This window comes from Nocardioides sp. CPCC 206347 (assembly GCF_048654605.1).
In the GTDB taxonomy this organism is placed as follows: Bacteria; Actinomycetota; Actinomycetes; order Propionibacteriales; family Nocardioidaceae; genus Nocardioides.
On sequence record NZ_JBMCYZ010000002.1, the window covers coordinates 684,278 to 702,917 of the forward strand.

The 18,640-nt window shown below is 70.0% G+C and carries 20 protein-coding genes; 14 read left to right on the forward strand and 6 right to left on the reverse strand.

Annotated features, from left to right (window positions below):
• The first annotated feature begins 2 nt into the window (after window positions 1-2).
• The 3 genes from ACOACQ_RS09680 to ACOACQ_RS09690 are packed head-to-tail and all read left to right on the forward strand — an operon-like array spanning window position 3 to window position 2,763.
• Complete coding sequence (locus ACOACQ_RS09680; protein WP_420288157.1) at window positions 3-452, forward strand: SRPBCC family protein; 450 nt, start codon at window positions 3-5, stop codon at window positions 450-452.
• 59 nt (window positions 453-511) lie between these two features.
• A complete protein-coding gene (ilvD, locus tag ACOACQ_RS09685) occupies window positions 512-2,188 on the forward strand; it encodes a dihydroxy-acid dehydratase (RefSeq protein ID WP_378604731.1) in 1,677 nt (558 codons plus the stop codon).
• Window positions 2,189-2,196: 8 nt separating this feature from the next.
• Entirely contained in the window at window positions 2,197-2,763 is a 567-nt protein-coding gene (locus tag ACOACQ_RS09690) for a pyridoxamine 5'-phosphate oxidase family protein (RefSeq protein WP_378604727.1), read from the forward strand.
• Window positions 2,764-2,849: 86 nt separating this feature from the next.
• Here the strand turns inward: ACOACQ_RS09690 and ACOACQ_RS09695 are convergent, their stop codons facing one another.
• On the reverse strand, window positions 2,850-3,785 hold the full coding sequence (locus ACOACQ_RS09695) for a DUF559 domain-containing protein (protein ID WP_420288158.1): 936 nt from the start codon (window positions 3,783-3,785) through the stop codon (window positions 2,850-2,852).
• A gap of 67 nt (window positions 3,786-3,852) precedes the next feature.
• Between ACOACQ_RS09695 and ACOACQ_RS09700 the strand changes: the two genes are divergently transcribed.
• The 3 genes from ACOACQ_RS09700 to ACOACQ_RS09710 all read left to right on the forward strand — a co-directional run bounded on the left by ACOACQ_RS09700 (window position 3,853) and on the right by ACOACQ_RS09710 (window position 5,570).
• Window positions 3,853-4,566 carry a GNAT family N-acetyltransferase gene (locus ACOACQ_RS09700; protein WP_420288159.1) on the forward strand — a complete coding sequence of 238 codons (714 nt, stop codon included), beginning with the start codon at window positions 3,853-3,855 and terminating at the stop codon, window positions 4,564-4,566.
• 87 nt (window positions 4,567-4,653) lie between these two features.
• A complete protein-coding gene (locus tag ACOACQ_RS09705) occupies window positions 4,654-5,121 on the forward strand; it encodes a DUF6069 family protein (RefSeq protein WP_420288160.1) in 468 nt (155 codons plus the stop codon).
• Between the two features lie 32 nt (window positions 5,122-5,153).
• Entirely contained in the window at window positions 5,154-5,570 is a 417-nt protein-coding gene (locus ACOACQ_RS09710; protein WP_420288161.1) for a VOC family protein, read from the forward strand.
• 3 nt (window positions 5,571-5,573) lie between these two features.
• Here the strand turns inward: ACOACQ_RS09710 and ACOACQ_RS09715 are convergent, their stop codons facing one another.
• Both ACOACQ_RS09715 and ACOACQ_RS09720 read right to left on the reverse strand, forming a co-directional pair.
• A complete protein-coding gene (locus tag ACOACQ_RS09715; RefSeq protein WP_420288162.1) occupies window positions 5,574-6,560 on the reverse strand; it encodes an SGNH/GDSL hydrolase family protein in 987 nt (328 codons plus the stop codon).
• 54 nt (window positions 6,561-6,614) lie between these two features.
• A complete protein-coding gene (locus ACOACQ_RS09720; RefSeq protein WP_420288163.1) occupies window positions 6,615-7,487 on the reverse strand; it encodes a LysR family transcriptional regulator in 873 nt (290 codons plus the stop codon).
• Window positions 7,488-7,646: 159 nt separating this feature from the next.
• On the opposite strand from ACOACQ_RS09720, the gene ACOACQ_RS09725 reads away from it, so the two are divergent.
• The 5 genes from ACOACQ_RS09725 (at window position 7,647) to ilvC (ending at window position 13,233) form a co-directional block, all read left to right on the forward strand.
• Window positions 7,647-8,705, forward strand: a complete 1,059-nt coding sequence (locus ACOACQ_RS09725) for a 5'/3'-nucleotidase SurE (RefSeq protein WP_420288164.1) — start codon at window positions 7,647-7,649, stop codon at window positions 8,703-8,705.
• Between the two features lie 31 nt (window positions 8,706-8,736).
• On the forward strand, window positions 8,737-9,615 hold the full coding sequence (locus ACOACQ_RS09730) for a CHAD domain-containing protein (protein ID WP_420288165.1): 879 nt from the start codon (window positions 8,737-8,739) through the stop codon (window positions 9,613-9,615).
• A gap of 260 nt (window positions 9,616-9,875) precedes the next feature.
• Window positions 9,876-11,633 carry an acetolactate synthase large subunit gene (locus ACOACQ_RS09735; RefSeq protein ID WP_378604700.1) on the forward strand — a complete coding sequence of 586 codons (1,758 nt, stop codon included), beginning with the start codon at window positions 9,876-9,878 and terminating at the stop codon, window positions 11,631-11,633.
• Window positions 11,633-12,172 (forward strand): acetolactate synthase small subunit, encoded by a 540-nt coding sequence (gene ilvN / locus ACOACQ_RS09740; RefSeq protein WP_182377224.1) that lies wholly within the window; start codon window positions 11,633-11,635, stop codon window positions 12,170-12,172. Before ACOACQ_RS09735 ends, ilvN begins: the two co-directional genes overlap by 1 nt.
• Before the next feature lie 35 nt (window positions 12,173-12,207).
• Window positions 12,208-13,233, forward strand: coding sequence for a ketol-acid reductoisomerase (ilvC, locus tag ACOACQ_RS09745; protein ID WP_420288166.1), 1,026 nt, complete (start codon window positions 12,208-12,210; stop codon window positions 13,231-13,233).
• 57 nt (window positions 13,234-13,290) lie between these two features.
• Here ilvC and ACOACQ_RS09750 read toward each other — a convergent pair whose 3' ends face one another.
• A complete protein-coding gene (locus ACOACQ_RS09750) occupies window positions 13,291-13,620 on the reverse strand; it encodes a DUF6907 domain-containing protein (RefSeq protein WP_378604693.1) in 330 nt (109 codons plus the stop codon).
• Between the two features lie 157 nt (window positions 13,621-13,777).
• On the opposite strand from ACOACQ_RS09750, the gene ACOACQ_RS09755 reads away from it, so the two are divergent.
• The 3 genes from ACOACQ_RS09755 to ACOACQ_RS09765 are packed head-to-tail and all read left to right on the forward strand — an operon-like array spanning window position 13,778 to window position 17,312.
• Window positions 13,778-14,062, forward strand: coding sequence for a helix-turn-helix domain-containing protein (locus tag ACOACQ_RS09755; protein WP_378604689.1), 285 nt, complete (start codon window positions 13,778-13,780; stop codon window positions 14,060-14,062).
• Window positions 14,062-16,122, forward strand: coding sequence for a phosphate acetyltransferase (gene pta, locus ACOACQ_RS09760; RefSeq protein ID WP_420288167.1), 2,061 nt, complete (start codon window positions 14,062-14,064; stop codon window positions 16,120-16,122). Before ACOACQ_RS09755 ends, pta begins: the two co-directional genes overlap by 1 nt.
• On the forward strand, window positions 16,119-17,312 hold the full coding sequence (locus ACOACQ_RS09765) for an acetate kinase (RefSeq protein ID WP_420288168.1): 1,194 nt from the start codon (window positions 16,119-16,121) through the stop codon (window positions 17,310-17,312). The genes pta and ACOACQ_RS09765 overlap by 4 nt, the downstream gene beginning before the upstream one ends.
• Here the strand turns inward: ACOACQ_RS09765 and ACOACQ_RS09770 are convergent.
• Window positions 17,302-17,736, reverse strand: a complete 435-nt coding sequence (locus ACOACQ_RS09770) for an EamA family transporter (protein WP_378604680.1) — start codon at window positions 17,734-17,736, stop codon at window positions 17,302-17,304. The two genes, ACOACQ_RS09765 and ACOACQ_RS09770, sit on opposite strands and share 11 nt — an antisense overlap.
• Before the next feature lie 71 nt (window positions 17,737-17,807).
• Entirely contained in the window at window positions 17,808-18,638 is an 831-nt protein-coding gene (locus tag ACOACQ_RS09775) for an ABC transporter permease (protein WP_378604677.1), read from the reverse strand.
• Window positions 18,639-18,640 lie beyond the last annotated feature (2 nt).

Below are 18,640 nucleotides of genomic sequence, written 5' to 3' on the forward strand. Positions count from 1 at the left end.
CCATGCCTGCCTTCTCCCAGACGCACGAGACCACGATCGCTGCGCCGCCGGCCACCGTGCACGCGCTCATCGCCGACTTCCACGAGTGGATCAAGTGGTCCCCGTGGGAGGGCCTCGACCCGGACCTCAAGCGCACCTACGAGGGCGAGGGCGTCGGCGCCCGCTACACCTGGGCCGGGAACAAGAAGGCCGGCGAGGGCGCGATGACCTTCGCCGGGATCACCCCGGGGGAGATCAAGGTCGACCTGCAGTTCCTCAAGCCCTTCAAGGCCGAGAACGACATCACCTTCGCGCTCACGCCCGCAGGTGAGGGCACCCACGTGGCCTGGACGATGAGCGGCAACCGCAACATCGTGTTCGCCGTGCTGGGCAAGTTGTTCTTCGACAAGGCGATCGGCAAGGACTTCGAGAAGGGCCTCGCCTCGCTGAAGGCCGCCGCCGAGAAGGGCTGAGCGGAAGGTCACCTGAGATACCCCGCGGGTACGGCGGGCGCGCCGACTAATCTGTGCACATGACCGATGCCCCCGACATCAAGCCCCGCTCGCGCGACGTCACCGACGGCCTAGAGAAGGCCGCCGCCCGTGGCATGCTCCGCGCGGTAGGCATGGGGGACGAGGACTTCGCCAAGCCGCAGATCGGTGTCGCGTCCAGCTGGAACGAGATCACCCCCTGCAACCTGTCGCTCGACCGGCTCGCGAAGGCGGTCAAGAACGGCGTGCACGCAGGCGGTGGCTACCCGCTCGAGTTCGGCACCATCTCGGTGTCCGACGGCATCTCGATGGGCCACGAGGGCATGCACTTCTCCCTCGTGAGCCGCGAGGTCATCGCGGACTCGGTCGAGGTCGTGATGAGCGCCGAGCGGCTCGACGGTTCGGTCCTGCTCGCCGGCTGCGACAAGTCGCTGCCCGGCATGCTGATGGCTGCCGCCCGCCTGGACCTCGCCAGCGTCTTCCTCTACGCCGGCTCGACGATGCCCGGCAGCGTCGACGGCAAGGACGTCACGATCATCGACGCCTTCGAGGCCATCGGTGCGTGCCTGGCCGGCAAGATCACCCGCGACGAGGTCGACCGGATTGAGCGCGCGATCTGTCCGGGCGAGGGTGCCTGTGGAGGCATGTACACCGCCAACACGATGGCCGCCGTCGGCGAGGCCCTGGGCATGTCCCTGCCCGGCTCGGCCGCTCCGCCGGCCGTGGACCGTCGCCGCGACGGCTACGCCCACAAGTCGGGTGAGGCCGTCGTCAACCTGCTCCGCAAGGGCATCACCGCGCGCCAGATCATGACCAAGGAGGCGTTCGAGAACGCCATCACGGTGGTCATGGCGCTCGGCGGTTCGACCAACGCCGTCCTGCACCTGTTGGCCATCGCGCGCGAGGCCGAGGTCGACCTGCAGCTCGACGACTTCAACCGGATCGGCGACAAGGTCCCGCACCTCGCCGACCTCAAGCCCTTCGGCAAGTACGTCATGAACGACGTCGACAAGATCGGCGGCATCCCCGTCGTGATGAAGGCGCTGCTCGACGCCGGCCTGATGCACGGCGACTGCCTGACCGTGACCGGCAAGACGATGGCCGAGAACCTCGCCGAGATCGACCCGCCCGACCTCGACGACGACGTGATCCACAAGCTGGACCGGCCGATCCACGCCACTGGTGGCCTGACGATCCTCAAGGGTTCGCTGGCGCCCGAGGGTGCTGTCGTGAAGACGGCCGGCTTCGACGCCTCGGTGTTCCGCGGCACCGCCCGCGTGTTCGACGGCGAGCGCAAGGCGCTCGACGCACTGGCCGAGGGCAAGATCGTCGCCAACGACGTCGTGGTCATCCGCTACGAAGGCCCCAAGGGTGGCCCGGGCATGCGCGAGATGCTTGCGATCACCGGTGCCATCAAGGGCGCCGGCCTCGGCAAGGACGTCCTGCTGATCACCGACGGTCGTTTCTCCGGCGGCACCACCGGTCTCTGCGTGGGCCACATCGCCCCCGAGGCCGTGGACGCGGGACCGATCGCGTTCGTGCGCGATGGCGACCCGATCACGCTCGACGTCCTCAACCGGACGCTCGAGGTCGAGATCGACGACATCGAGTCCCGCAAGGTCGGCTGGGAGCCGCTTCCGCCGAAGTACACCCGGGGTGTGCTCGGCAAGTACGCCAAGGTCGTGCAGTCGGCCGCCCACGGCGCCGTCACCAGCTGAGGCGCCCGATGGGCAAGGTCCACGACCAGGTCGACGGACGGCTGCGTGCCTTCGTCGAGAAGCAACAGGTGTTCTTCGTCGCGACGGCACCGCTGTCCGGCGACGGCCACGTCAACCTGTCGCCGCGCGGCATCCCGGGCACGTTCGGCATGGTCGACGGCCACACCTTCGCCTGGCTCGACACCACGGGCAGTGGCAGCGAGACGATCGCGCACCTGCGCGAGAACGGCCGGATCACGGTGATGTTCTGCGCCTTCGAGGGACCGCCGAACATCGTCCGCTTCCACGGCCGCGGCCGCGTCGTGTCGCTCTACGACGACGAGTACGCCGACCTGGTGGCCCGTTTCGAGGACCAGCCCGGCGCCCGGGCGGTGATCGTCGTCGACATCGAGCGGATCTCCGACTCGTGCGGCTACGGCGTCCCGCTGATGGAGTACGCCGGCCAGCGCGACCTGCTGGGGCCGTACTTCGAGCGCAAGGGCGTCGAGGGTTCGGCCGAGTACCGCCGCCAGAAGAACCGGACCAGCCTCGACGGCCTGCCGGCCTTCGACTTCGACCCGCCCGCGGAGCAGTAGTAGCGGACAGGATCGCGCACGTGCGCGATGTTGGTCGGTTCAGGAGCGCGCGTGGCGACCAGGATCGCGCATGTGCGCGATCACGTTCATCCGTGCACCGGGAAGTGCACCCGCCACGCCTCGGACATCCGGGGCGGTGCGTCGGGGTGGCCGCGCTCGACGAGCAGTCGGTGGATCTTCGACAGGGCCTGGTCCGGCCGGGCGTACACCCCGCGCGCGATGACGACGACGATCCGCCAGCCGTCATCGTCGATCGCCTCCCTGCGCCGGAGATCTGACTCCCACTGGTCGATCCGGTCGACGTGCTGGCGGCCGTCGTACTCGACGATGAGACGGATCTCCGGCCCACTGAGGTCGTACTTGCGCCGCTCCATCGTCAGGGGATCGCCCACGGTGAGGTTGACCTGAGGCTCGGGCAGGCCGGCCAGGACGATGAGCATGCGCAGCCTCGTCTCCATCGGGGAGTCCACGCGCGAACGCACGAACGCGAGGGCAGCGCGAGCCTGGGCAGTTCCGGGACCGCAAGCCTCGGCGCAGTGCCGTTGAAGTTCGTCGAGTCCGATCATTCGGCGGACCATGGCGTCGCCGACGACAACCAGGTCGACGAGCGCGAGCTTCTGGGCGAGTTCGACGAACGTCTCGGGCAGGGCAGACACTCGGATCCCGTCGACGATGACCGATCGGCCGTCGGGGTCGACGTGGCATCGGACGCCCGCGCGAGACCGGCGCTCCGCGGCGGTGGGAACGGTGACGTGCTCTTCCGGGTCGATCGGCACCGGCAGCCGCCATGCGCGCGCGGCGGTGCTGTGGCTGGCACGCGCCCGGTCGCCGAAGGGAAGGAGCGCTGCCCGGGCCAGCAGGACCGGCCTCACTTCGACGTCCGCCGCGACGTAGATGCCGGTCAGCAGCCGCCGGTAGCGCTGGGACCGGAGTTGGCGCGGCGTGATCCCTGCGGCGAGGGCCTGCTCCCGGGTGAAGGGCTGGCGGACGTCGAGCTCCGTCGTGCGGGCGGTCCTGGTCATGGGATGAGGATGATCCAGATCGTCGGTCGGCGTGGGTGCTCATCCACAGGCCACTAGGGTCGGCGGCGTGCCTGATGTCAACGAGTTCGGCCAGCAGGTCGGCGCCGTCGTACCCGACTGGGAACCGCGGCCCTTCCCGGAGCCTGTCGCCCTGCCGGGGCGCTACGTCAGGGTCGAACCGCTGACCTCAGCGCGCTACGCCGACCTGTTCGCCTCGACCTGTGGCCCCGATGACGGCGGCCTGTGGACCTACCGGCCGGTGCCGCGACCGACGTCGCTGGCGACCTTGTGGATGCACCTGGCCGCGCTGCTGGAGACTCCCGACTGGGTGACGTACGCACTGATCCCGCTCGAGGGTCCGGGCGCAGGCAAGGCGGCCGGCATCGCGTCGTACATGCGCATCGAACCGGGCCACGGACAGGTCGAGGTGGCGGGCGTGCTGTTCGGGCAGGCCCTGCAGCGGACCCGCGGCGCGACGGAGGCGATCCACCTGTTGATGCGGCACGCCTTCGACGACCTGGGGTACCGCCGGTTCGAGTGGAAGTGCGACAGCCTGAACGAGCCGTCGCGGCGGGCAGCGCGACGTCTCGGCTTCGTCGAGGAGGGCCGCTTCCGCAACCACATGGTCACCCAGGGCCGCAACCGCGACACCGACTGGTTCTCGGTCATCGACAGCGAGTGGCCCGCTGTCCGGACCGCGCACGAGCAGTGGCTCGCAGCGGACAATTTCGACGCCGAAGGGCGGCAGCAGCGCTCGCTGGGAGATTTCTTCGACATCTGATGTCGAAACCTGTCGAACCCGGGTCCCGCGTTCGTGGAGAGGGTGAGAGGCGGTCACCGGATCGCCACCATCCGAAGGGAAACGGCAATGTCTGCCATCACCACCAGCACGACCAGCACGACCCCCACCACCTCCGTCCGCACCCGACGCGTCCCGGTCGGCGTGCATGCCTTCGGCGTCGCCGTTGTCGCGGCCGTCGTCACCGGCGGGTTCGAGGCCATCACCCGCGCCGTGGGCGTGCCCTACGAGTTCGCGTTCCCGGGCGCCGAGCCGGCCACGATGCCCGTCAGTGGACTGTTCTTCGCCGTCCTCGAGTTCGGCGTGATCGGCGCGATCATCGCGGCGTGCCTCGCCCGTTGGGCCCGGCGGCCGCGGTCGACGTGGCAGCGCACCACCGTCACGCTGACCGTGATCTCGGTGGTGCCGTCCCTGGTCGCGGCATCGACGTCGCACGCCACCAACGTCGCGCTCGCGGTCAGCCACGTGGTCGCTGCCGCCGTGATCATCCCGCTCGTCGCCCGGCGCCTGTCCGAGACGAACCCCCGCCGCGCGTGACCGGTGTCGGTGCGGGGTGGTGGAGTGGATCCATGGACCAGCGGATCAGCTTCATCACCCTCGCCGTCACCGACCTGGACGCGACCCGGCGCTTCTATCGCGACGGACTCGGCTGGACCCCGGAGATCGACGTACCGGGCGAGGTGCTCATGTTCCGCACTGGCGAACGGCTCATCCTGTCGCTGTGGGACCGCGCCGCATGCGAGGCCGAGGTCGGCACACTGATGAGCGGTCCCGGCATCGCGCCCCTGACGATCTCGCACAACATGCCCTCGCCCGGAGGTGTCGACGAGGTGCTGGCGACCGCGAAGGCCGCCGGAGCCCCGCACGTCCAGGAGGCGACGCAGCGCGACTGGGGCGGCTACTCCGGCTACTTCTCGGACCCCGACGGCTTCCGGTGGGAGGTCGCCTTCAACCCCAGCCCGGTCGGAGACATCGTGCTGCCGTGAGCCTCAGCGCTCGATCTGCTGCAGCACCGACCGCGCCTGGGCACGTGCGCCGGCCGCGTTCGGGTGCGCGGGTACGGCGACCGCGAGATCGTTGAGCGAGATGACTCCGAGGCCTTCGACGTACCGGGTCAGCGGGCCCGTGCACACGTGGTGGCCGGTGCTCAGCGGGTGGGTGTCGACCAGTTCGGCACCGCCGCGCCGCGCGGCCTCGGCCAGCATCGCGTTGAGCTTGACGAACACCGAGCTCAGGTACGCCATGTCGGTGTTGGTGATGGGCACGATCGGCCAGCAACCCCGCGTGGGGATGGCGTCCAGGTAGTTCACCAGCAGCACCCGGGCGCGGGGCGAGCGTCGCTTGATCTCCTTCAGGGCGGCGACCACCTTGTCCTCGGTCGCGGCGACGTTGTCGGCCAGCTGGTCGAAGCCGCCCGCGGTGAACCGCTCCTTGCAGCCGCCCAGCGGGAGCGACGTCTCGTCGATCAGCGGGATGACGTCCGGGAACGGGAGCACCGGAGTCGGGATGCTGATGGGCGACGCGGAGATGCAGGAGACCGCGCCGGAGGCCACCTCCGCGTCGTTGCCGCCGATTCCGACGGTCACCAGGTCGGTCGTGGGCGTCAGCCGGTCGAACTGGGGCGGGTTGGTGCCACCGAGCGGCAGCCCGCTCTGCGGCTGGGTGAAGTGCTCGGTGGTCGCCGATCCGCAGGTCGCGTCCCGGAACACCGGGATCGCCAGGGCGGCCGCCACGATCTTCGGGTAGTTGGTGTGCGACTGGAAGCAGTCCGTCGGTGCGTGACGTGCATCGGGGAACCCGTTGCGGTCGAAGAGCACCACGTCGGCCGACCACGAGTCGCCCAGCGCGACGTACTCCTGGTAGCGCGGGGTGACGGCGGCGTGCGCTGCCGGTGCGGATCCGGACGAGAGCAACGGGAGGGTGGCCAGGCCGAGCAGGGCGGCGAGCACGACAGGCACGGCGGGAGGACGGCGCATGCCGGTCCAACGACCGAAGGTGGCGGCCGTCACACTGCCGGAGTTCCCGGTGGGTCAGCCGACGAGCGCACTCATCTGCCGGACCACCTCCAGCAGCGGGCCCAGCGCCGGCGAGGAGTCGCCCGCGCGGTGCACCGTCGTGAGCGGGCGGTGGAGGGGCGGGTCGAAGCTGCGGATCACGACGCCCGGCACCGGCACCCGGGCGGCCTCGACGCTGTGCCAGATGCACGAGGCCAGCCCGGCGGTGACGGCCGCCAGCCAGACGTTGCGTTCGTCGGTCTCCACGGCGACCTCGGGCACCACTCCGGCACGCTCGAAGAATCCGTCCAGCGCGGCCCGTCGCTTGCTGCCCGCGGTCGGCAGGACGAGGGGTAGGCCGGCGAGGTCGGCCATCCGCACCCGGTCCGGCAGCGGGAGCGACTCGGGGGAGTAGAGCCGGATCTCGGCGCGACCGATGGTCACCTGCACGAGGTCGGAGGTCACGACGCTGTCGCAGATCCCGAGGTCGGCCGTCCCTGCCGTGACGAGGTCGACGACCTCGGCCGAGCTGCTGCAGCCCACCAGGCGCGACGGCATCGCGACACCGTGGTCCCGCAGGGCCGCGAGGATCGGTACGGCGAGCGCGGCCTGCAGCGTCGGCGACGCGGCGATGACCAGCGGTGCGGTGTGATCGGTGGTGCTGGCCGCCGACTGCAGGGCGTCGATGCTGACCAGGACGCCGCGTGCCCGACGCACCAGCTCGGCGCCTTCGGGGCTGAGCGTCACGCCGCGCCCGGACCGTTCGAAGATCGTGATCCCGAGCTCGCGTTCGAGGTTGCGCACGGCCCGGCTCAGGGCCGGCTGGGCGACGAACACGGCCGCGGCCGCGGCGGTCATGCTCCCGTGGTCGACCGTCGCGACGACGTACCTCAGCTGCTGGATGTTCATCGCGTGCCCTTCTGGCTCATTCCGTCTGGCTCATTCCTTCTGGCTCATTCCGTCTGGCTGATTCGTGGGCTCATGCCGAACGGGTCTTGGACGCCCGACCGTGTCACCTCCGAATGTAGAACCTGTTCCACTCGGGCACATCCCCATCGAGGAGTAGCAATGCGTTCCGTTCCCTCCCACCCCGTCGCCCTGCGTCTCGCGGCCGTCGGCCTCGCCCTCGCCGCGGCGCTCGCCGGCTCGGTCGCGTCGGCTCCGCTGACCGTTGCCGCGCCCGCCGAAGCAGCGGCCGCGGTCCCGCCCGCCCTGGCCGGCCTGAAGGTCGTCCTGACCAACGACGACAGCGCCCGCGGTCTCGATGCCGGCTTCGGCACCGACGGCAAGGGCCTCTACGAGCTGCGCCGCGCGCTGTGCAACGCCGGTGCCGATGTCCTCGTCGTCGCGCCGTGGGCCCAGCAGAGTGGCGCCGGTGCGCGGATGACCTCGCCCGGCTTCTCGCCGATCAACATCACCGTGCAGGCCGTCACCCCGCCGGCGGCGTACGCCGGTGACTGCGGGGCCGCCTCGACCGGCGGCGCCGTGTTCGGCGTGTGTGTCGCGGCCGCGCCGTGCACGTCGACCTCGCCCTCGGCCTCGCCGGCCGATGCCGTGAACGTCGCGCTCAGCCGCTTCGCTGCCACCTACTGGTCCGAGGGCCCTGATGTGGTGCTCTCCGGCACGAACTTCGGGCAGAACGTCGGTTCGACCCTCAACCACTCCGGCACGGTCGGCGCGATCGTCACCGCCCACGAGTACGGCGTCCCGGCGCTCGCCTTCAGCGCCGAGGTCCCGCGCGACCTGGCCCAGATCCCGAACGTGCCCTTCGCCGCCACCGCGAACTTCGCGGTCCGCCTGCTCGGCGCCCTGGTCAAGCGGGACGCCCTCAAGGGCGACCTGGTCCTCAACGTCAACCACCCGTTCGTCGGAGCCGGCGAGACCATCGGGCGTGCGGTCCGGGCCGACGTCGGCCACAGCAATGACATCGGTCTGAGCTTCATCGACGACGTTCCGGCCACGGGCGGCACCTATCGCCTGACCGTCGGCGCCCCGGCCCCGGAGACCCGTCGCAACGCCGACACCACTGCGCTGGCCCGCAACGACATCCCGATCACCGCGCTCGACGGTGACTGGGGCACGTCGATGCCGATCCAGATCGCGCTGCTGGTCGCGTCACTCCGCTGACGTGCCGCCCGTCCGGTGACACGATGGGTCCGTGACCCACGCGTTGCCGGACGGGCAACCGGACATCTCGGGCGGCGACATGCTCGCGGCCGTCGTTGCCGACCTGGGCCGGATGATCACCGAACGCCGCGGACCGGCCCTGTCCGACGAGCCGGACGCGGTGCACCAGCTGCGGACCTCGGTGCGCCGGATGCGCAACGTGCTCGCGGCCTTCGACAGCTGCTTCGAGCAGGAGCCGGCCGGGAAGTTCGCCGTCGTGCTGGCCGCGTACGGCGGGCTGCTGGGGGAGTGCCGCGACCTCGAGGTACGGGCCGCCGACGCGACCGTCGTCCTGCGGGACCTGGCACAGGGCGAGCTGTACGACGCCGTGGTCGAACCGCTGCTGACCGCCCACGACCGCGCCCACGCCGCGCTCGTCGCCTGGCACCTCGCCGGTGGCGCGGAGAGCCTCGACGCCCTGCTGGTCCACTGGTCCGCCGACCCGCCGCTGACCGACCGGGCCGCCCGGCCCGCCACGACCATCGCTGCCCGGGCGGTACGACGGCAGGTCCGCCGTGTGCTCGACCGGGCCGACCGGCTCGGTGGCGACGACGTGGCCGAGGCCGAGGAGGCGGTGCACGCCCTGCGTCGCGCGGCCCGGCGACTGCGGCACACGGCCGACGCCGTCGAGGGAGTCGACGGCCTCGACGGGGCCGCTGCCGTCGGCGGCCTCGGGCAGCGCATCCAGGGCCTGCTCGGCGACCATCGCGACGCGGTGTTGCTGGCCGACCACGTGCGGAGCTGCGCGGCGGACGTGGCCGACCGGACGTCGTACGACCGGGTGGTGGGGCGGGCCGAGACGCTGGCGGATGAGGCGATGGCCGGGCTCGACGGCGCCCTGGCGGACCTCCGCAGGGTGGTCGTCCCGTGAGACGGACGTCTTGTATCCTGAGACGAGGGGGCACCCTCATTCGACGGTCGATGGGCGACGGCGTACGGTGGGCGCATGCATGAACAGCTTCTCGTACGCACCGGACGCGCCGCCTGACATCGTCAGTGTGACGCGTCCCGCCCCTCGTTGCCCGGCAACCGAGGGGTTTTTGCTTGTACGACGATCACGGGCACAGGGGATGGGCAGATGAGCCCGGACGTCGAGGCCCAGACAAATGAGCACAGACAGGAAGAAACCGGATGACTGAGCAGCAGGGCTCGGGCGAGACCATCACCGGCGCGCAGAGCCTGATCCGTTCGCTGGAGGCGGCCGGTGTCACTGACATCTTCGGCATCCCCGGCGGCGCGATCCTTCCCGCGTACGACCCCCTGATGGACAGCAGCATCCGGCACATCCTCGTACGCCACGAGCAGGGCGCCGGTCACGCTGCGCAGGGCTACGCCTCGGCGTCAGGACGCGTCGGCGTCTGCATGGCGACCTCCGGCCCGGGCGCGACCAACCTGGTCACCCCGATCGCCGACGCCCACATGGACTCCGTGCCCATGGTGGCGATCACCGGCCAGGTGGGCGCCGCGATGATCGGCACCGACGCGTTCCAGGAAGCCGACATCCGCGGCATCACGATGCCGATCACCAAGCACAACTTCCTGGTGACCGACCCGGCCGAGATCCCGATGAAGATCGCCGAGGCGTTCCACATCGCCTCGACCGGTCGACCCGGCCCGGTCCTCGTCGACGTCACCAAGTCGGCACTGCAGGCCACCACCAGCTACCAGTGGCCGACCGAGCTCAACCTGCCCGGCTACCGTCCGGTGACCCGCCCGCACGCCAAGCAGATCCGCGAGGCCGCGCGCCTCATGCTCGAGTCGCGCAAGCCCGTCCTGTACGTCGGCGGCGGCACCATCCGCTCCGGCGCCTCGAAGGAGCTGCTGGCCCTCGCCGAGCTCACCGGCATCCCGGTCGTCACGACCCTGATGGCCCGCGGCGCGTTCCCCGACAGCCACCCGCAGCACCTCGGCATGCCCGGCATGCACGGCACCGTGGCGGCCGTCGGTGCCCTGCAGAAGAGCGACCTGATCATCAGCCTGGGCGCTCGCTTCGACGACCGGGTGACCGGCAACCTGGACTCCTTCGCGCCGCACGCGCGGATCATCCACGCCGACATCGACCCGGCCGAGATCGGCAAGAACCGCTTCACCGACGTCCCGATCGTGGGCGACGTCCGCGAGGTCCTGGTCGACCTGCTCACCACGCTGCGCACCGAGCAGGACGCCGGCAACACGGGCGACTACGAGGGCTGGGTGGCGTTCTGTGCGGGCATGAAGCAGCAGTACCCCGTCGGGTACGACACCCCCGAGACCGGACTGTCGCCGCAGTACGTCATCGAGCGCCTCGGCGTGCTCTCGGGCCCCGACACGATCTACACCGCCGGCGTCGGCCAGCACCAGATGTGGGCGGCGCACTACGTCAAGTACGAGCGCCCCAACACGTGGATCAACTCCGGCGGCCTCGGCACGATGGGCTTCGCGGTTCCCGGCGCCATGGGTGCCAAGGTGGCGATGCCCGACCAGACCGTGTGGGCGATCGACGGTGACGGCTGTTTCCAGATGACCAACCAGGAACTGGCGACCTGCGCGATCAACGACATCCCGATCAAGGTCGCGATCATCAACAATGAGTCGCTCGGCATGGTGCGGCAGTGGCAGACGCTGTTCTACAACTCGCGCTACTCCAACACCGACCTGCACTCGAAGCGGATCCCCGACTTCGTGAAGCTCGCCGATGCCTACGGCTGCGTGGGCCTGTCGTGCGACTCGCCGGCCGACGTCGACGCGACGATCCAGAAGGCGATGGAGATCAACGACGTCCCGGTCGTCGTCGACTTCCGCGTGCACCGTGACGCCATGGTGTGGCCGATGGTCGCCGCCGGCACCAGCAACGACGAGATCAAGTACGCGCGCGACCTGGCGCCCGAGTTCGACAAGGACGACGTCTGATGGCGCAACACACACTGTCGGTCCTGGTCGAGAACAAGCCGGGCGTCCTGGCCCGGATCTCGGCACTGTTCAGCCGCCGCGGCTTCAACATCGAGTCGCTCGCGGTCGGCCCGACCGAGCACGCCGAGATCTCGCGGATGACCATCGTCGTCAACGTCGACGAGTCGCCGCTCGAGCAGGTCACCAAGCAGCTCAACAAGCTGGTCGAGGTGATCAAGATCGTCGAGCTCGATGCGGCGTCCTCGGTCACGCGTGAGCTCGTGATGGTCAAGGTCGGCGCCACGGCGGACAACCGCGGCGAGGTCCTCGACATCACCCAGCTGTTCAAGGCCAAGGTGATCGACGTCGCTTCGGACGCGATCACCATGCAGGTCGTCGGCAACTCCGACAAGATCGCAGACCTGCTGCGCGTGCTCGAGCCCTTCGGGATTCGCGAGCTCGTGCAGTCCGGCATGGTGGCCATCAGCCGCGGCTCGCGGTCGATCTCCGAGCGTGGCAAGCCGGTCGCCGTACCGGTTCCGCCCGCTGCCAACGCCTGACAACCCACCCACCCGAGAAACAAGGAGAGCCCCCAGTGGCTGAGATTTTCTACGACGACGACGCCGACCTGTCCCTGATCCAGGGCAAGCACGTCGCGGTCATCGGTTACGGCAGCCAGGGCCACGCCCACGCGCTCAACCTCCGCGACTCGGGCGTCGACGTCCGCGTCGGCCTGAAGGAGGGCTCGAAGAGCCGCGCCAAGGCCGAGGAGCAGGGCCTGCGCGTCCTCTCGGTCGCCGACGCGGTCGAGGAAGCCGACGTCATCGTCGTCCTCGCGCCCGACCAGTTCCAGCGCCACATCTACGCCGAGTCGATCGAGCCGCACATCGCCGAGGGCGACACCCTCGTCTTCGGTCACGGCTTCAACATCCGCTTCGGCTACATCAAGCCCCCGGCCGGCGTCGACGTCATCCTCGTCGCCCCGAAGGCCCCGGGCCACACCGTGCGTCGCGAGTACGTCGCCGGCCGCGGCATCCCGGACATCATCGCCGTCGAGCAGGACGCCTCGGGCACTGCCTGGGAGCTGGCCAAGTCCTATGCCAAGGGCATCGGCGGCACCCGCGCCGGCGTCATCAAGACCACCTTCACCGAGGAGACCGAGACCGACCTGTTCGGTGAGCAGGCCGTCCTCTGCGGTGGCGTCTCGCACCTGGTCCAGGCCGGTTTCGAGACCCTGACCGAGGCGGGCTACCAGCCCGAGATCGCCTACTTCGAGGTGCTCCACGAGCTCAAGCTCATCGTCGACCTCATGTGGGAGGGCGGCATCGCCAAGCAGCGCTGGTCGGTCTCCGACACCGCGGAGTACGGCGACTACGTCTCCGGCCCGCGCGTCGTGACCCCCGAGGTCAAGGCGTCGATGAAGGCGATCCTCGGCGACATCCAGTCGGGTGCCTTCGCCGAGCGCTTCATCGGCGACCAGGACAACGGCGGCGTCGAGTTCCTCAAGCTCCGCGAGGAGGAGGCCGCTCACTCCATCGAGGCGACCGGCAAGGCCCTGCGTTCGCACTTCGCGTGGAAGCAGACCGACGACGACTACACCGAGGGTTCCGCAGCTCGCTGACCCCGACGTCGTACGACGAACGAGGCTCCGGACCGTCTGGTCCGGAGCCTCGTGCGTTCACAGCCGAGCCAGCTGCTGCTCCAGCTGCTGGTGCAGCGCCACGGCGGCCTCCTCGGTGAGGACCAGGCGCGGATGACGGGTCTCGAGGGACTCGATCACCACCCACGAGCGGGCCTCGCCGACGTGGCGGCCGAGGTGGATGCCCAGGGTCAGGGACGCCAGCGAGGCGGTCATCGGGACCTGGTCGCCGGAGCCGGCGATGGCGGCGAACAGCGACGGCTCGCTCTGGTGGTAACGATCCTCGGGGTGGTCGTCCTCCTCGTGGGCGCGCACGCACCACGGCGGGCACGGCTCGTCGAGCCAGGTCGGTGAGCTGCTGCCCGTCACGTGCCACCCCCAAGTCGTCGTCGAGTCCTGGAACGTACGGGAGACCGTCGACATCGGCGCCGTCGGAGCGTTCGTTGTCCACAGATCCGCCAGTTCTCGAATCAAAACCATATGCGTATGGTCGCAAACAGGTGGGTGGGTGCGAATGATGATGGGCGTGGCAACCAGGCGAACAGACTTCACGTGGGAGACCTACGCGCGCGAGCTGGGGCACAACCTGCACCGGGCCCGGGTGGCCAAGGACCTGAGCCAGGAACGCGTGGCGCACCTGGCCGGGCTGGCGGGTTACACGTACCAGAAGTTCGAGAAGGGCGAGTCCCGCCCCGGTACGCCGATGAACCCGCGACTGAACACGCTGCTCTCGCTCAGCCAGGTGCTCGAGGTCCCGCTGGTCGACCTCCTGCCGGACTTCGATCCCGAGGTCCTCGAAGGCCAGCGCTGATGGCGCGCAGCGTCTACGTCACCTCCCCGGAGGGCCACACCGGCAAGTCGTCCGTCGCTCTCGGACTCGTCGAGCTCTTCGCGGCCCAGGTCCGGGTCGGCGTCTTCCGGCCGATCGCCCGTGCCGACGAGCACAGCGACTCCGTGCTCACCCTGTTGCTCGGGCACGACGGGGTCGACCTGGACTACGACCAGTGCATCGGGGTCACCTACGACGACGTCCACGCCGACCCGGAGGCCGCCCTGGCGCAGATCATCGAGCGCTATCGCCGCATCGAGGACCTCTGCGACGTGGTCGTGATCGTCGGGTCGGACTACACCGACATCGCCGGGCCGGCCGAGCTGGCCTACAACGCGCGGATCGCGGCCAACCTCGGATCCGCTGTCGTGCTGGTCGTCTCCGCCGTGCAGCGCCACGCCGGCGACGTACGCCAGATGGTCGACATCGCGACCGCGGAGCTCCGCGCCGGGCACGCCGAGGTCGTGGCCGTGGTTGCCAACCGGGCCGACCCGGCGGAGCTGGACGCGGTGAAGGCGGCGCTCGAAGGCGTCACGGTCCCGACCTGGGTGATGCCGAACGTCCCGCTGCTGTCGGCGCCCACCCTCGGTGACCTGGTCGAGGCCGTGGACGGCGCGTTGCTCGCCGGTGACCCCGAGCTGCTCGAGCGCGAGGCCGAGCACATCATCGTCGGCGGCATGACGATGGAGCACGTCCTCGATCGTCTCGTGGACGGCGCGGTCGTGGTCGTCCCGGGTGACCGCTCGGACGTCGTCCTCGCGATGGTCGCTGCCCACGCGGCCGAGGGCTTCGCATCGCTGGCCGGCCTGATCCTCAACGGCGGCTACCTCCCCTCCGATTCGGTACGACGCCTGATCGGCGGGCGGGGCCAGCGACTGCCGATCGTCACCACCTCGCTCGGCACCTTCGACGCGACGCGTCGGGTGGCCGAGACGAAGGGGCTGCTGTCGACCGGCTCGCAGCGCAAACTCGACACGGCCCGCTCGACCTTCACCCAGCACGTGGACGGTGCGGCCCTGCTGGCGGCGGTGAACGTGCCACGGGCGGAGGTCGTCACGCCGCTGATGTTCGAGTACGACCTCATCGAACGTGCCCGTGCCGACCGACGACACGTCGTACTGCCGGAGGGTGACGACGACCGGATCCTGCGGGCCGCGAGCACCCTGCTCGCCCGCGAGGTAGCGGACCTGACCATCCTCGGCGACGAGGCGGCAGTCCGCGCCCGCGGCAGCGAGCTCGGCCTCGACCTGGCGGCCGCGAAGGTGCTGTCACCGACGGATCCCGAGCTGCGTGACCGCTTCGCCGGCGTCTACGCGGAGCTGCGGGCAGCCAAGGGGATGACGGTCGACCGGGCCCGCGAGATCGTCTCCGACGTCTCCTACTTCGGCACCCTGATGGTGCACCTCGGCCTGGCCGACGGCATGGTCTCGGGTGCCCGGCACACCACCGCGCACACCATCAAGCCGTCGTTCGAGATCGTGAAGACCGTCGAGGGTGTCTCGATAGTGTCCTCGGTGTTCTTCATGTGTCTGGAGGACCGGGTCCTGGTCTACGGCGACTGCGCCGTCAACCCGGACCCGACCGCCGAGCAGCTGGCCGACATCGCGATCTCCTCGGCGGCGACGGCCGCGCAGTTCGGTGTGACGCCGCGGATCGCGATGCTGTCCTACTCGACGGGCGAGTCCGGATCCGGAGCCGACGTCGACAAGGTGCGCAGGGCGACCGAACTGGTGCACGCGAGGGCGCCGCACCTCGTCGTCGACGGCCCGATCCAGTACGACGCGGCCGTCGACCTGTCGGTCGCGAAGACGAAGCTCCCGGACTCCGAGGTCGCGGGCAAGGCGACGGTCTTCATCTTCCCGGACCTCAACACGGGCAACAACACCTACAAGGCCGTGCAGCGCTCCGCCGGTGCCGTGGCCGTCGGTCCGGTGCTGCAGGGCCTGCGCAAGCCGGTCAACGACCTGTCACGAGGTGCGCTCGTGCAGGACATCGTCAACACCGTCGCGATCACCGCGATCCAGGCGCAGGGCCCGTCATGACGACCCGGGTGCTGGTGGTCAACTCCGGCTCCTCGTCGTTGAAGTACCAGGTCGTCGATGCCGTGGACGGCGACGTGCTCGCGACCGGCCTCGTCGAGCGGATCGGTGCGGCGGGCGGGGTGATCACGCACGAGGTGCAGGGGGAGAAGTTCGTCCTCGACCGCGTCGTACCCGATCACGAGGCCGCGATGGCACTGATGACGGAGGCGTTCGGCGCCCACGGACCCCAGCTGCACGAGGTCGGCCTGATCGCCGTCGGGCATCGCGTGGTGCAGGGCGGAGAGGAGTACGGCCGCCCGGTCGTCATCGACGACGACGTGGTGCGGGTCGTGACCGAGCTGGTCGACCTGGCGCCGCTGCACAACCCGGCGAACCTGGCGGGGATCCGGGTGGCCCGCGCTGAGTTCCCGGACCTGCCGCACGTCGCGGTCTTCGACACCTCCTTCCACAGCACGATGCCGGCCCGTGCGTACACCTACGCGATCGACGCCGAGGTGGCACGCGAGCACCGGGTCCGTCGCTACGGGTTCCACGGGACCTCGCACGCCTACGTCTCGCGGGAGGCCGCGCGCCTGCTGGGCCGCGCACCGGCCGATGCCAACGTGATCGTGCTGCACCTCGGCAACGGGGCGTCCGCGACCGCCGTCCGCGGCGGCGAGTCCGTCGACACGTCGATGGGCCTGACCCCGCTCGAGGGCCTCGTGATGGGCACGCGCAGCGGTGACGTCGACCCGGCCATCGTCTTCCACCTGGCCCGGACCGCAGGCATGGACATCGATGACATCGACGACCTGCTCAACAAGCGGTCGGGGGTCCTGGGGCTGTCGGGTCGACAGGACATGCGTGACCTCGTCGCTGCCGCCGAGGGCGGTGACGCTGCGGCCGAGCAGGCGCTCGACGTCTACTGCTACCGCCTGCGCAAGTACGTCGGCGCCTACACCGCCGCACTCGGTCGGGTCGACGCCGTGGTCTTCACCGCCGGGGTGGGGGAGAACTCCGCACCGGTGCGCGCCCGGGCGCTCGCCGGGCTGGAGGTGCTGGGGATCGAGCTCGACCTCGACGCCAATGCGGCGCCCGGCCGGACCGCGCGTGACGTCGCGACCCCGGGCTCGCGGGTGCGGGTGCTCGTCGTACCGACGAATGAAGAGCTGGAGATCGCCCGCCAGGCGGCCGAGGTCGTCAGCCGCTGATCACGAGCAGCACGGCGCCGCCGCCGACGAGCGCGACGCCGAGCCACTGCAGGCCCGAGAGGGACTCGCCGAGCAGGGCCACGCCGAAGATCGCGACGAGCACGACGCTGAGCTTGTCGACCGGCGCGACCAAGGAGGCGTCGCCGAGCTTGAGCGCGCGGAAGTAGCAGATCCACGAGGCTCCGGTGGCGAGGCCGGAGAGCACGAGGAAGATCCACGTCCTGCTGCTCAGGTCGCCGGGGGAGTGGAACTTGCCGAGTGCGACCAGGATCAGGCCGAGGGTCAGCAGGATGACGATCGTGCGGATGAAGGTGGCGACATCGGAGTCGACCTCCTTGACGCCCACCTTCGCGAAGATCGCGGTCAGCGCCGCGAACACGGCGGACAGGAGCGCCCAGAACCACCAGGTCGAGGTCAGCTCCACCGGACACCTCCGCAACGTCATACGTCCCGAGGGCGAGCACCCTCGGGACGTATGACGTTATCGGCTCCGGATCACTTCACCTCGGAGCGGCGCAGGAACCACACGCCGATGACCAGCGGCACCACGATCCAGATGGCCGCCGTGGAGCCGAGCATCGCCCATTCCTTGGCGGTGTCGGTGGCACCCTCGAAGAGGTTGACCTGACTGGTGTTCCAGTCGATCCACGGCTGCAGGTCCGAGAACCAGTCGCGCACCTCGGCCAGCAGGACGAGGATGCCCGGCATCACCAGGGACACCACGAAGTAGCCGACGATCGCGGCCGGGGAGTTGCGCAGGACGACGCCGAGGGTGAAGCCGATCGCCATGCCCACCAGGTTGCCCAGCACGATCTGCGGAACGGTCGCGAAGGGGATGTTCCAGACCGTGTCGAGACCGACGACGGCGGATCCGACGAGGTTGCCGAGGGCGCCGACCGCGAAGGCGACGGCCATCGAGACGACACCGACCAGGAAGGTGGCGGTGGCCTTCGCCGCGATCACCCGGCCCCGGCTGGGCACGAGGGTGAACGTGGTGAGGCCGCTGCGCTGGCTCCACTCGCTCGTGACGCCGAGGATCGCGATCATCGGCAGGATGATCGACATGGGGAAGCCGATCGCCGTCGCGAAGCTCTCGTAGGTGATCTGGTCGTCGGGGGCGAACACGATCACCGCAGCGGTCGCGATGACCGAGAGCGCCGCGACGCTCACCATCAACCAGGTGCCCGAGCGGGTGTCGAACATCTTGCGCAGCTCCACGTTGAGCACGCGGCGGAACGGCGTGGCTGCGGGGACGGCACGGGCGGGAACGACGGCGGCTGGCGCCGCGCCCACGCCCGTGCGGACGCCCACGGTGGTGTCGGTCATGG